Source organism: Aquaspirillum sp. (assembly GCF_055136605.1).
The window spans coordinates 41,153-54,258 of sequence record NZ_JBSQVP010000001.1 but is presented as its reverse complement, the minus strand read 5'-3'; the positions used below and the strand labels follow the sequence as shown (position 1 = coordinate 54,258).

Genomic DNA, 13,106 nt, shown 5'->3' with positions numbered 1-13,106 from the left:
GAAGAGCGCGTACCCACTGAGTCCGGCAGAGTGAGCAAACTTTTGCCCAACTTAATAAGAAAACAAAAAAGCCCGCTCAACGCGGGCTAAAAACTGGCGGGTGTTAACGGTGTGGTTATTCCCACTCGATCGTTGCCGGTGGTTTGCCGGATACATCATAGACAACACGGTTAATACCGCGTACTTCATTGATGATACGGTTCGACGCACGGCCCAACAGGCTGTAAGGCAATTCAGCCCAATGAGCGGTCATAAAGTCACTTGTCACCACTGCACGCAACGCCACCACCCACTCATAAGTGCGGCCATCGCCCATCACCCCCACCGACTTCACCGGCAAGAACACCGCAAACGCTTGGCTCGTTAAGTCGTACCAGTTCTTACCTGTTTTCTCATCGATGGTATTACGCAACTCCTCGATAAAGATCGCATCTGCACGTTGCAACAACTGTGCGTATTCTGCTTTCACCTCACCGAGAATCCGCACACCCAAACCCGGGCCCGGGAAAGGATGACGATAGACCATCTCAGCCGGTAGGCCCAAGGCCACACCCAACTGCCGCACTTCATCTTTAAACAGCTCACGCAACGGCTCGAGCAATTTCAAATTCAACGTTTCAGGTAGGCCCCCTACGTTGTGATGGCTCTTGATGGTGTGCGCTTTTTTAGTTTTTGCCCCTGCCGATTCAATCACATCAGGATAGATTGTGCCTTGTGCTAACCACTTGGCCTTATCGAGTTTCTTCGCCTCGGATTGGAACACCTCGACAAACTCTGCACCGATAATCTTGCGTTTTTGCTCAGGGTCGGTCACGCCAGCCAATTTGCCCATAAATGCCGCGCTGGCATCGACATGGATCACCTTCACGCCTAAGTTTTGCGCGAACATTTCCATCACCATCTGGCCTTCGTTCAAACGCAACAGACCATGATCGACAAACACACAAGTCAGTTGATCGCCGATGGCACGATGAATCAACGCTGCTGCCACCGAGCTATCCACTCCGCCGGACAAGCCTAAAATCACTTCCTCATCACCCACTTGGGCGCGGATTTTAGCGACGGCTTCGTCAATGTAGTTTGGCATGGTCCAGCTTGGTTTTGCATTGGCAATATGCAGCACAAAGCGATGCAACATTTCTGTGCCACGTTTGGTATGCGTGACTTCAGGGTGGAACTGCACGCCGTAGAATTGGCGTTGTTCGTCTGCCATCGCTGCAATCGGGCAAGATGGTGTTTCAGCAATCACATTGAAACCTGCTGGCAGCTCGGTCACTTTATCGCCGTGACTCATCCACACATCCAACAAGCCTTCACCGGCTGGGGTGATGCTGTCTTGCAGACCTTCTAACAATTTCGAATGATGACGGGCGCGGATTTGTGCATAGCCAAATTCGCGTGTATCGCCCGATTCAACCTTGCCGCCCAAGGTTTGGGCCATCCATTGCATACCGTAGCAAATCCCCAATACTGGCACACCCAGTTCAAACAAAGCGGGGTCGGCTTGGTAGTCCGATTCATAGACCGAATTCGGCCCACCAGAGAGGATAATCGCCTTGGGAGCAAAAGCGCGGATGTCGTCTATCGACATATCAAACGAATGCAATTCGCAGTAGACATGCGCCTCGCGCACACGGCGGGCGATCAGTTGGGTAACTTGTGACCCAAAATCAAGAATGAGGATTTTATCCATGTTTATCACAGTCAGAGAGAGAAAGAGTAGGCGAAACGATTAACGGTTGTGAACCTTCATGATTCGTTGCCGTTCACGTTGCCATTCGCGTTCTTTTTCGCTTTCGCGTTTGTCGTGTTGTTTTTTACCACGCGCCAAACCGATATTGGCTTTGATACGCCCACGGGAATAGTGCAAATCTAACGGCACTAAGGTGTAGCCCGAACGTTCGACTAAGCCAATCAGCTTGTTAATTTCGTTTTGTTTGAGTAACAGCTTTCGGGTGCGGGTGGCGTCGGGGTGGACGTGGCTAGAAGCACTCAAGAGCGGCGTGATATGACTACCCAATAGCCAAAAAGCGCCGTTTTTTAGAATCACATACGCTTCTTTAATCTGTGCTTTACCGGCACGGATGGATTTCACTTCCCAACCTTCAAGGACGAGACCCGCTTCATAGCGTTCTTCGATAAAATAATCATGGGTTGCTTTTTTATTTTGTACGATGCTCACGACGCTTACCCCTGTCAAAACAGGCAAATAATCTGCCAGTGTACCAGTTTTTGACCGCCTTCCCGAGGTTTAGCGCGGGAAGGAAAAGTCAAGCCCTGAGTTTGCCAATCAACTTTTTATGAGTTTTGCCAAAGTTATGCCAACGATAGAAAAAACCGTTCTTGTCATGCACACCCCAGCGCAGATGTTTCAATTGGTAGATGAGGTGCAGCGCTATCCCGAATTTTTACCGTGGTGTGCCAAAGGTGAGGTGATTTCGCGCCAAGGCAATGAGTTGGTTGCCAGCCTGTATATCGACTATCTGAAAATCCGCCAGCATTTCACCACCCGCAACCACAACACGCCCCCGAACACGATTGATATGGTGTTGGTCGATGGCCCATTTGAAAATTTTGGTGGCGGCTGGCGTTTTCATCCATTGGGTAGCGAGGGATGCAAAATTGAATTTCGACTGGAATACACGTTTTCTAGCAAATTATTAGAAAAAGTGATTGGGCCAGTGTTTAGCCGCATCATGGGTACCTTAGTCGATGCTTTTATTCAAGAAGCCGACCGTTTGTATGGTGATGATTGAGGAAAACTGTTGTGGCAAAAATTCAAATCGAAGTGGTCTATGCGAAACAAGAACAGCAAGCCTTGTTAAAACTGATGGTTGAAGAAGGAACAACGGCGCAACAAGCCGTGGAGCAATCAGGCATCTTGCAGCAATTTCCTGAAATTGATCCGACCCAATTAAAGTTGGGGATTTTTTCCAAGGCAATTAAAAGCGAGACGGTGTTGCGGGAACGTGATCGGGTTGAAATCTACCGCCCACTGATTGCTGACCCGAAAGCGGTGCGTCGTAGCCGCGCCGAGGCGGGTAAGGTGATGAAAAAAGGCGGGGGGGATGCTTAATGGCGCCTCGCGAAAACACTATTGTTCGACGTGTGAAGCCTGCCCGTTTCGGAACGGGCAGCGCCTTAAATCCTTAGAGTAAGGGCGGCTCTGCTGAAAACGAGCCCTCTTCATCGACACCGTTCTCATTGGCTGCAAAAACCCGATTCTTTCCAGCCATTTTAGCGGCATACATGGCGCGGTCGGCACGATCAATAATCTCGATCTCGGTTTCTTCCGTCCCACATGCCGCTACCCCTGCGCTAAATGTCAGCACCAAGCGATCGTTATTTGCCATAAAAAAGGCTTTGGTCAATTCGCGTTGTAAGCGTCGAATAATATCGAGCGCCTGCACAATCGATGTTTCTGGCATTAACACCACAAATTCTTCGCCGCCAAAACGAGCGACGACATCTGTTGGGCGCAATTTTTCTTGTGCAATTGCCACCAGATGTTTCAGTGCATCATCCCCTGCCAAATGTCCATAACGGTCGTTGAGTTGTTTGAAGTTATCAATATCAATCAACGCCAATGATAAAGGACGGCCAGTGCTGATTTGTCGTGCGCGCTCACGGGCAAAAATTTCTTCCAGACCCCGCCGGTTATAGGCACCGGTCAGTTGGTCTTCTTTAATCTTTGCACTCGCAGCATCTAAGGCTTGTTCTAGCTCTTGAATTCGATATTCTGCGCTTTCCACCCGTTGTCGTGTGGCTAGCAATTCATCGCGGGCACTGACCAAATCTACTTGGATCGAACGCGTATCGCTCATTAAATAATCGACAATCTGACCAAGGGCAATCGGGTCTTGTGCGGTTTGCAGCTGTTCGGTGTAACCCTGAATCCGATTTTGATATTGATCGGTGTGGTCAACCATCATCGATAAGCGTTGCGTGAATGTGTTTAGCATGTCGCGTAACGAGTCGGTGGCCTGATCGAGGCTGTGTTTTAACAAACCCTGTTTATAAATCACCTCTTTCAGTGAGGCCTCGAGCTGATAAATCGCCCGCATGGTCATCACTTCGCACGTTAATAGCGTACGGACTGCCTCGATTTGTCCCCCTAGATGGCGGTCGGAACCCGCAAGTTCATCTAAGTTTTCTAACAGTAAATCAAGTAAATTGACCAAGCCATTGACGATTCTTTCTTCATGTTGCTGGTGAATCGCCGTTTTAATCCACAGTTTTTTCAGATTGCGGGCAAGTAACTCTTGCTCATCTAAATTTGATACCCCATCCAAGGTTCGTGAGACATGCTCGAGTTCATGCTGTAATTCAGGGAAACCATGAAAACGGGGTGCCACGCCTTGGTATAAGGTTTCGGCCAACATCGCTCGCCACCGTTCCCACCCCACCGGTAATTCAGGGGGTAACAACGTGAGCCCACCGGCGGCAGCCCGTTCAGCCTCCGCCTCTAAATCTTCCATGCCCAACGACAATAGATCGGCTGCCACTGGGGGAAGTGCTGGGGCTTTATCCATCGGCTTGGCCCAGCCGTGGACCAAATTATTCAGTTTTTGATACAGCTGAATTGGGCTTGCCCCCGCTTGCATGGCGAGCACACGCTGTAACGCTTGGCGTTTTTTAGATTGGGTTAATCCGGGTTGATGGGCTTCCCATTCTTGTACAAAGCGTTCAAACAGGGTTCCCCACTCTTGACCGATACTGTTTGCCAACACCCGTTCCTGCCCATACTCACAGGCATAGCGCACTGCTTTTAACCAATCGCGTTCATTGAGCGCTTGTTGAATCCGGTCGCGTTCAACCTCGGCATGCGGATGATCGGCAGGAAGCGAGTGTTGTAATAAATGTCCCCAATCGGGTTGGGCGGAATCAGTGATTGGTTCGGTTTGTAACCCTGCAATTTCTTGGTAGAGGCGGGTGTAGTTTTCAGGAGTCGGTGCCAGTTTTTCAGTGGCAAGGCGGAGGAGAGTTTCTCTGGCAATTTCGGTAGGTGTCATGGTGGAGCATTTATAAGGCATGGAGTTGGGGACAACAACGCACGACACAGAGGGTTAGGGAATTAAGGTTCTTTATTTAGCAACTGGAAAAACACTTCGCCCGATTTAATCATACCAAGCTCACTGCGAGCACGTTCTTCAATGGCCTCTGTCCCTTGTTTAAGGTCTGCCACCTCGGCGGTGAGCGCCTGATTGCGCGCCAACAGGCGTTCATTTTCTTGCCGTTGTTCAGCCAGTTGGCTATCAATCTGCATTACCCTGACCCAACTGCCCTTACCAAACCACATGGGCCATTGTAAGGAAACAATCAGGGCGATCAGGATCAGGGTAACACTACGCATCGTGGCAGCTTACTTTAAATGATAGAAAGCAGCACGACCAGGATAGGTTGCGGCATCGCCCAGTTCTTCTTCGATGCGCAATAACTGGTTGTATTTGGCCATCCGGTCAGAACGAGACAGCGAACCGGTCTTGATCTGCATACAGTTGGTTGCTACTGCTAGATCGGCGATGGTGCTGTCTTCGGTTTCACCAGAACGGTGGCTCATCACACTGGTATACGCAGAGCGTTTTGCCAAATCCACTGCTTGCAGCGTTTCGGACAGGGTACCAATCTGGTTGATTTTTACTAACAGGCTGTTGCAAATACCGGCTTTGATACCCTCAGCCAAGATTTTTGGGTTGGTCACAAACACATCATCACCAACCAACTGTACGGTTTGACCGAGCTTGTCCGTCAAGATTTTCCAACCGGCCCAATCATGCTCGCTCATGCCATCTTCGATGGAGATAATCGGGTAATTGCTGGCTAAGGTTGCCAAGTAATTAGCAAATTCTTCCGATGTCAACGACAAGCCTTCACCGGCCAGATGGTATTTGCCATCTTTATAAAATTCAGAACTGGCACAATCCAAAGCTAACAACACATCTTGGCCAGCGACATAGCCTGCTTGTTCAATCGCTTCCAAAATCAGCTTCAGCGCGTCTTCGTTCTTTTCCAGATTAGGGGCAAAACCACCTTCATCACCCACCGCTGTTGAGTGCCCTTTGTCGGCACAGATTTTTTTCAGGGTATGGAAAATTTCGGCGCCACAACGCAAGGCATCGCGGAACGAACCTGCGCCGACTGGCATAATCATGAACTCTTGGATGTCCAAGCTATTGTTAGCATGTGCACCACCGTTGATCACGTTCATCATCGGTACTGGCAGGCTCATTGGGCCCGCACCACCCAAATAGCGATACAGTGGCAAGCCAGCATCTTCCGCAGCTGCACGTGCCACGGCCATTGATACGGCTAAAATTGCATTCGCACCTAAACGGCCTTTGTTATCGGTGCCATCCAATTCGATCAATACTTTGTCGATATAGCTTTGATCAGCGGCATCCAAACCCACTAAGGCTTCACAAATTTCGGTATTGATATGTTCTACCGCCTTGAGCACGCCTTTACCTAAATAGCGGCCCTTGTCACCATCGCGCAGTTCTAATGCTTCTTTTTCACCGGTGGAGGCACCAGAAGGCACTGCAGCACGTCCCATCACACCCGATTCTAATAACACATCAGCTTCTACGGTTGGGTTACCACGCGAGTCCAACACTTCACGGGCGATCACATCAATAATCGAGCTCATTCAAAATTCCCTATTTATAGGTAGGAAGAAAAAATTAGGTACAGATCAGGCCATGTCTTCTGGCCACGACCCACGCTGTTTGACCAAAGCATCAATCTCACGCAGGGTATACAGCAGTTCGGCGACTCGCGACAACGGCCAAGCATTCGGGCCATCAGATAAGGCTTTAGCTGGTTCAGGGTGGGTTTCCATAAACAGCCCTGCCACCCCTGCCGCCACTGCGGCACGGGCCAATACTGGGACAAATTCACTGCGACCCCCTGACGCATGACCCAAGCCACCCGGTTGTTGTACCGAGTGTGTGGCATCAAATACCACTGGGCAGGCGGTTTGCCGCATGATGGCCAAGCTACGCATATCTGATACTAAAGTGTGGTAACCAAAGGACACACCACGTTCACACACCATAAAGCGGTCATCATCTAGGCCCACTTCTTGTGCTGCTGCACGGGCTTTTGCCACAACCTGTGTCATATCTTCTGGGGCAAGAAACTGGCCTTTTTTGATATTCACTGGTTTGCCGGATTGAGCAACTGCGCGGATAAAATCGGTTTGCCGACATAAAAATGCTGGGGTTTGTAAAACATCCACCACGCTGGCGACTTCTGGTACTTCGGCTTCGGTATGCACATCGGTCACGACTGGCACGCCAATTTGCTGTTTCACCTCGGCGAGAATGCGTAAACCTTGTTCCATGCCTAAACCACGGAACGACTGTCCAGAACTGCGGTTGGCCTTGTCGTAACTGGATTTGTAGATAAAAGGGATGCCCAACTCAGTGGTGATCTCTTTCAAACGACCCGCTGTATCCAAAGCGAATTGCTCACTCTCGATCACACAAGGGCCTGCCATCAAAAACAGTGGCTGGTTCAAACCGATTTCAAATCCGCATAATTGCATAGGTCAGACCTTTGATTTATTTCACTTTTTTAGCTGTTTTATGAGCTAAAGCGGCTTTGATATACGCAATGAACAAAGGGTGACCATTACGCGGCGTGGAAGTAAATTCGGGATGGAACTGACAAGCAAAGAACCACGGATGGGTTGCCGCAGGCAATTCGATCGTTTCAACCAATTTTTCAGCACCCACCGAACGACCACTGATGACCAAGCCAGCGCTTTGCAAGCGTTCAACATAGTGATTGTTGACTTCATAACGATGACGATGGCGCTCGACGATTCGCTCGGCACCATAAATTGTGGCAGCAAGGCTGTCGCTCACTAAATCACACTCTTGACCACCCAAGCGCATGGTGCCGCCAAGGTTGGAGTTTTCATCACGTTTTTCGACTTTACCATCGTGATTGACCCATTCATCAATCAGCGCCACGACAGGGTAGTCGGTTTCGAGATCAAATTCTGTTGAATTAGCGCCCTGCATCCCAGCGACGTCACGAGCATATTCAATCAGCGCAATTTGCATCCCTAAACAAATACCCAAATAGGGGATTTTGTGTTCACGGGCAAATTTCACCGCACAAATTTTACCCTCTACACCACGCTTACCAAAGCCACCCGGCACCAAGATGGCGTCCATGTCTTTCAGACTTTGTGCGCCATTGCGTTCGATTTCTTCAGAATCAATGTAGTGAATGTTGACGCGTGACTTGGTGTGAATCCCTGCATGAATTAAGGCTTCAGACAGTGATTTATAGGATTCGGTCAGATCGACATATTTGCCGACCATAGCGATATTGACTTCGTCCTTTGGGAACTCCAAGGCATGGACGATGCGATCCCATGCTGATAAATCAGCCGCCGGCAAGTCCAGTTGGAATTGTTCGCTGATAATGTCATCGATGCCTTGGGTATGTAACATGCCAGGGATTTTGTAAATCGAGGTGGCATCGTAACAACCAATGACCGCCGATTCTTCGACATTACAGAACAAGGCAATTTTGCGACGTTCTTCATCGGGTAATGGACGATCCATGCGGCACAGCAGAATATCAGGCTGGATACCAATTTCACGCAATTCACGCACAGAATGTTGCGTTGGTTTGGTTTTAATCTCGCCTGCTGCACCGATAAATGGCACGTAAGACAGATGGACAAATAAGGTGTTTTTGCGACCCAAATGCGAGCGCATTTGACGAATGGCCTCTAAGAAAGGCAACGATTCGATATCACCCACTGTACCGCCGATTTCAACAATCGCCACATCCACATCACCCGCGCCTTCGCGCACTTTGGCTTTGATTTCATCGGTGATGTGAGGGATGACTTGCACCGTGCCGCCAAGGTAATCACCACGACGTTCTTTAGTGATGACAGACTCGTAAACTTGGCCGGTGGTGAAGTTATTGCTGCGCTTCATACGGGCTTTGATGAAACGCTCATAGTGGCCGAGGTCAAGGTCGGTTTCTGCACCGTCTTCGGTGACAAATACCTCGCCATGTTGAAATGGACTCATCGTACCCGGATCGACGTTGATATACGGGTCGAGTTTTAACATGGTGACTTTGAGGCCACGAGATTCGAGAATCGCCGCAATAGACGCGGCGGCGATGCCTTTACCCAAAGAGGAGACAACGCCGCCGGTCACAAAAATAAACTTGGTCATTAGAGAGTACGGGGGCTAATGGAATTGGTAATTGTAACCCGAAAGCGGCGCACTCTCAATGCACCTTGCGCTAACCAAACTATTGACTCAACAAGATAAAACCTATTCCCTCGCCGAATGCAGTTCATGCACCAAAAATTGCCAATATTTTCATCATCAGGGTGTTTGCGTCGTCATGTTTGGCTTGAGTGAAGCTGCTAGTTCATGATATAAAGACGGTTTTTATCGGTTTCTGGAGATAACTCTCATGGCGCGAGTTTGCAAAGTCACCGGCAAGCGTCCGATGGTTGGGAATAATGTGTCCCATGCCAATAATAAGACCAAGCGCCGGTTCCTGCCCAACCTGCAGTATCGTCGTTTCTGGGTTGAGAGCGAAAACCGCTGGGTACGCTTACGTGTGTCCAATGCGGCCCTGCGTACCATCGACAAGAACGGTATCGACGTTGTGCTCGCAGATCTGCGTGCACGCGGCGAAATCTGACAGTAGGAAGGTTTCATCACCATGCGTGAAAAAATTAAACTGGAATCGACCGGTGGTACTGGTCACTTCTACACCACAACCAAAAACAAACGTACCAAGCCTGAAAAAATGGAGATCAAGAAGTACGATCCCGTTTTACGCAAGCACGTCATCTATAAAGAAACTAAGCTCAAATAAGCCGATTGTTTCTCGACAGATACCGAAAAAAGCCTCCGTTTGGAGGCTTTTTTCGTATCAAAGCAACATCCGAAACCACTAAGACATCACTTCTCGCGCTAAACACCAATCCTCCCATGCCCGCGCTTTGTCAGGTAGATTGCGCAATAAATAAGCAGGGTGATAACTGACCACCAAAGGAATATCACGCCAACGATGTACCCGCCCACGCAGACGGCTGATGGCTGAATCGGTCTCTAATAAAGTTTGTGCGGCAAAGCGCCCCAAGGCTATCACTATCGCTGGTTTGACATAATCAATCTGTGCTTCCAAATATGAAAAACAAGCGGCGATTTCTGCTGGCTGTGGGTTGCGGTTTCCCGGTGGGCGACATTTCAAAATATTCGCAATCAGGACATCCTGTTCTCGATCTAACCCGATTGCATGCAACATTGCATCGAGCAACTTACCCGCAGGCCCAACGAATGGTAAACCTTGTTTATCTTCCTGTTCGCCGGGGGCTTCTCCAATAATCATCCACTTCGCTTGCGTTGACCCTCGGCTAAATACGGTTTGGCTTCTGGTCTGTGCCAAGCCACACTTTTGGCACTGTTGAACCTGTTGTTGTAGGCTTTCCCACGCTATGACTGGTGCGACAGTGGCGACTGCTGGCGCTGCGGTGAGTGCTGTTGTATCTGATACGGTAGCCGCCGGCGGTATGGGTGCCGCAGTGGCAGCGATAGGCGGGGCATGGCGTGAGTGCCAGAGTGGGGTTACGCCCATTGCCTCTAAAACAAATTGTTGTTCTGGGGTCATGTTGCGTCCTGTAATGGCAAGATTTTTTCTAACACCAGCCCGTCTTCGCGCCCACCTTCAGGCAAAGGGTAATACCCTCGACGTCGCCCAATTTCTTGATAACCTAGACTTTGATATAAACCACGGGCAGGCTGATTGCTGACGCGTACTTCTAATAGCATCCGTTCCTTACCCTGTTGGATTGCCCATGCTTCACACTGGCTTAATAAATAGCGTCCCCATCCTTGCCGTTGTTGTGGTATCGCAATCACGATTTCCAATAATTCCACTTCATCAGGCAAGGGCAATAACACCGCAAATCCTACCCACTGTTGTTGCCATCGCAAGCCGATAATAAGGTGGTCTGCTTGCCAAGAGCTAACTAATTGCGACAATGTCCACGCACCGATTTGTGCTTCTGCCGCCATGATGGCCAATTCAGGTAAATCCGATTCTGCCAGTGAGAAAATACATTGTGGCCGAGCCTTAGTGTCGTTCATGGGTTTTCAGTGCCACTTTATCGCGCAGGTACAACAACGACAGTTGTTCGGCAGATACGGTTGAGAATTGTCCCGACAACGCCAATCGCAGCAGACCGGCAGAGCTAGGAACTGAAACCGGACTGATAGTGAGCGGGCTGTCTTGTACTGCTTGTTGCAAGGCCTCTGTATAGACCGACCATGCTGTGCCACAGCCTGTCCATGCCTGAGTAGGCAAGGCAGCAATATGTTCTGGTGTGGTCAGTTGAGGAGACACAATCGGTTGTTGCCATGCACCCGCTTGATAGGCAGCAAAATAGATTTCGCCCATCCGCGCATCCATTGCGACCAATGGATAATCAGCCTCTGTACTCGCAGCCACGGCGGCTAAGGTTGAAACGGGCATTAACGGTAGATGGTGAGCAAAAGCCAATCCCTGTGCTAAACCACAACCAATGCGTAAACCAGTAAAAGCACCGGGCCCATTGCCTACCACAATCAGATCGATCTCAGCTAAAGTCAGATTCGCCTGTTCCAGCAATTGTCGCAGTTGTGGCAAGGTGTATTCCGCATGACCTTGCTTGATATGGGCATCAGCTTGCCATAGCTGGCCATGCGCATAGACCCCTAATGCAACCCACTCGGTTGCGGTATCGAGAACAATACAATTCATTTGTTGTATATCGCAAATAAAGAAGCGGCAGCCGTAGGAAACGGTGCCGCTGTCGAAAATCATATTTCCAAGAGACTTAGATACCGAGTTCTTCCACCCACGCCAAAGCATTGACATGCGCTTGGTTGATCTCGTTGGCCGATAAACCGAGTTGTTCACTCAGTGCCTGTACCTGTGTCATTTGTGGATCTTCACATGCCTCGATCAGTTGTAATACCGTACCAAACAAGCCACGGCGTTCTAACAACGCTTCACGGACTTCTTCAGGTAACAGCATATTGTCTAATACTTCCGACATTGGCATATCTAAAATCACATCCAGCAAAGAGAACATGCCCGTGATAAACAAGTCATCATTGTTAGAGCGATGGCGGATGGATTGTCCCACTAACTCGGCAAAACGACCGCGTGTCACGGTGGTTTTCAATAAAGCTGGAGGTAAGCCGGCTTCTTCGCCAGCAGAGACCAGCAACAAGGTCAGCCACCGGTAGAGTTTTTGATAACCAAGCAAGGTCAACGCTTGTCGAATCGAGGTGATTTCACTGCACAGAGCAAATCCGACTGAATTGATGTAGCGGAATAGCTTATACGACATTGCTACATCGGCCTTCATCGCCCGTTCAATATCAGGAATCTCTGCATTTTTACGCAGTAAATTCAAAATGACGATGATATTCGACAGATTGGGGTGAATGGTTTTGGCAGATAATGTTTCTGGGCGTGCAAAGTAGTGTCCTTGGAAGCCATCAAACCCTGCATCGCGTGCTAAGCGGAAGTGTTCACGGGTTTCTACTTTTTCGGCCAGTTGGATCACTGCGTGTTTGCGCAAGTCTTGGCTAATTTGCGGCAAACGGTTCACGTCTGCATGCAAAATGTCCACTTTGACATAGTTAGCAATCCCCAAAAGCTGCGCTTGCGTGGTGCCCAAGGCAAAATCATCGAGTGCAATACCAAAGCCTTGTGCCCGTAAACGCTTCGCCCGCTGGATCACTTCTTCATTGCAGGTGATGGAAGGATTGATTTCCAACACCACCCGTTGTGGATGTAACAATTCTAAAAACTCGCTCATCAACATCCGTTCACCGACGTTGATAAAAGCCAGTTTATTGCCAATCAACCAACCTGCGCTCATATTGGCCAAGGTGTTAGCCAATACGCTGATTCCTGCTTGTAAATCACTGTCGAAGTCGGCTGTAACCGCCTGACCATCAAGACGAAATAAAAGCTCGTAACCGATAATTTGCTGGTTACGGTTTAACACCGGTTGTCTACCGATAAATGCAGCACTAGGCATGACCGTCCTTCAAAAAAGA

The 13,106-nt window shown here is 49.3% G+C and carries 15 protein-coding genes; 4 read left to right on the top strand and 11 right to left on the bottom strand.

Annotated features, from left to right (window positions below; translation table 11 throughout):
* Positions 1-115 precede the first annotated feature (115 nt).
* Together guaA and smpB are read right to left on the bottom strand one after the other, a co-directional pair.
* Positions 116-1,699, bottom strand: coding sequence for a glutamine-hydrolyzing GMP synthase (gene guaA / locus ACTBZS_RS00300; RefSeq protein WP_460430965.1), 1,584 nt, complete (start codon positions 1,697-1,699; stop codon positions 116-118).
* A 33-nt stretch (positions 1,700-1,732) separates the two neighbouring features.
* On the bottom strand, positions 1,733-2,182 hold the full coding sequence (smpB, locus tag ACTBZS_RS00295; protein WP_022652712.1) for an SsrA-binding protein SmpB: 450 nt from the start codon (positions 2,180-2,182) through the stop codon (positions 1,733-1,735).
* Between the two features lie 136 nt (positions 2,183-2,318).
* Between smpB and ACTBZS_RS00290 the strand changes: the two genes are divergently transcribed.
* Positions 2,319-2,756 (top strand): type II toxin-antitoxin system RatA family toxin, encoded by a 438-nt coding sequence (locus ACTBZS_RS00290; protein ID WP_027405064.1) that lies wholly within the window; start codon positions 2,319-2,321, stop codon positions 2,754-2,756.
* An 11-nt stretch (positions 2,757-2,767) separates the two neighbouring features.
* Positions 2,768-3,076 (top strand): RnfH family protein, encoded by a 309-nt coding sequence (locus ACTBZS_RS00285; protein ID WP_463042952.1) that lies wholly within the window; start codon positions 2,768-2,770, stop codon positions 3,074-3,076.
* A gap of 73 nt (positions 3,077-3,149) precedes the next feature.
* On the opposite strand, the gene ACTBZS_RS00280 is transcribed toward ACTBZS_RS00285, so the two are convergent.
* The 5 genes from ACTBZS_RS00280 to ACTBZS_RS00260 form a co-directional block, all read right to left on the bottom strand.
* Positions 3,150-5,012 (bottom strand): GGDEF domain-containing protein, encoded by a 1,863-nt coding sequence (locus ACTBZS_RS00280; RefSeq protein WP_463042951.1) that lies wholly within the window; start codon positions 5,010-5,012, stop codon positions 3,150-3,152.
* A 62-nt stretch (positions 5,013-5,074) separates the two neighbouring features.
* Entirely contained in the window at positions 5,075-5,353 is a 279-nt protein-coding gene (gene ftsB / locus ACTBZS_RS00275) for a cell division protein FtsB (RefSeq protein ID WP_463042950.1), read from the bottom strand.
* A 9-nt stretch (positions 5,354-5,362) separates the two neighbouring features.
* The gene (eno, locus tag ACTBZS_RS00270) at positions 5,363-6,646 is read right to left on the bottom strand and encodes a phosphopyruvate hydratase (RefSeq protein ID WP_460430923.1); all 1,284 of its coding nucleotides are present in this window, start codon (positions 6,644-6,646) and stop codon (positions 5,363-5,365) included.
* Positions 6,647-6,691: 45 nt separating this feature from the next.
* Positions 6,692-7,546, bottom strand: coding sequence for a 3-deoxy-8-phosphooctulonate synthase (gene kdsA, locus ACTBZS_RS00265; protein WP_460430924.1), 855 nt, complete (start codon positions 7,544-7,546; stop codon positions 6,692-6,694).
* A gap of 16 nt (positions 7,547-7,562) precedes the next feature.
* Positions 7,563-9,209, bottom strand: coding sequence for a CTP synthase (locus ACTBZS_RS00260; protein ID WP_460430925.1), 1,647 nt, complete (start codon positions 9,207-9,209; stop codon positions 7,563-7,565).
* A 247-nt stretch (positions 9,210-9,456) separates the two neighbouring features.
* Between ACTBZS_RS00260 and rpmB the strand changes: the two genes are divergently transcribed.
* Both rpmB and rpmG read left to right on the top strand, forming a co-directional pair.
* A complete protein-coding gene (gene rpmB / locus ACTBZS_RS00255) occupies positions 9,457-9,690 on the top strand; it encodes a 50S ribosomal protein L28 (protein WP_022652720.1) in 234 nt (77 codons plus the stop codon).
* A 21-nt stretch (positions 9,691-9,711) separates the two neighbouring features.
* A complete protein-coding gene (rpmG, locus tag ACTBZS_RS00250) occupies positions 9,712-9,867 on the top strand; it encodes a 50S ribosomal protein L33 (RefSeq protein ID WP_460430926.1) in 156 nt (51 codons plus the stop codon).
* Between the two features lie 78 nt (positions 9,868-9,945).
* On the opposite strand, the gene ACTBZS_RS00245 is transcribed toward rpmG, so the two are convergent.
* From ACTBZS_RS00245 to ACTBZS_RS00230, 4 genes are all read right to left on the bottom strand, one after another.
* Entirely contained in the window at positions 9,946-10,662 is a 717-nt protein-coding gene (locus ACTBZS_RS00245; RefSeq protein ID WP_460430927.1) for a uracil-DNA glycosylase, read from the bottom strand.
* Positions 10,659-11,141: a GNAT family N-acetyltransferase gene (locus tag ACTBZS_RS00240; protein WP_460430928.1), complete on the bottom strand. Its 483-nt coding sequence runs from the start codon at positions 11,139-11,141 to the stop codon at positions 10,659-10,661. The genes ACTBZS_RS00245 and ACTBZS_RS00240 overlap by 4 nt, the downstream gene beginning before the upstream one ends.
* Entirely contained in the window at positions 11,128-11,793 is a 666-nt protein-coding gene (gene tsaB / locus ACTBZS_RS00235) for a tRNA (adenosine(37)-N6)-threonylcarbamoyltransferase complex dimerization subunit type 1 TsaB (protein ID WP_460430929.1), read from the bottom strand. Before tsaB ends, ACTBZS_RS00240 begins: the two co-directional genes overlap by 14 nt.
* A gap of 76 nt (positions 11,794-11,869) precedes the next feature.
* The gene (locus ACTBZS_RS00230) at positions 11,870-13,087 is read right to left on the bottom strand and encodes an EAL and HDOD domain-containing protein (protein ID WP_460430930.1); all 1,218 of its coding nucleotides are present in this window, start codon (positions 13,085-13,087) and stop codon (positions 11,870-11,872) included.
* Positions 13,088-13,106 lie beyond the last annotated feature (19 nt).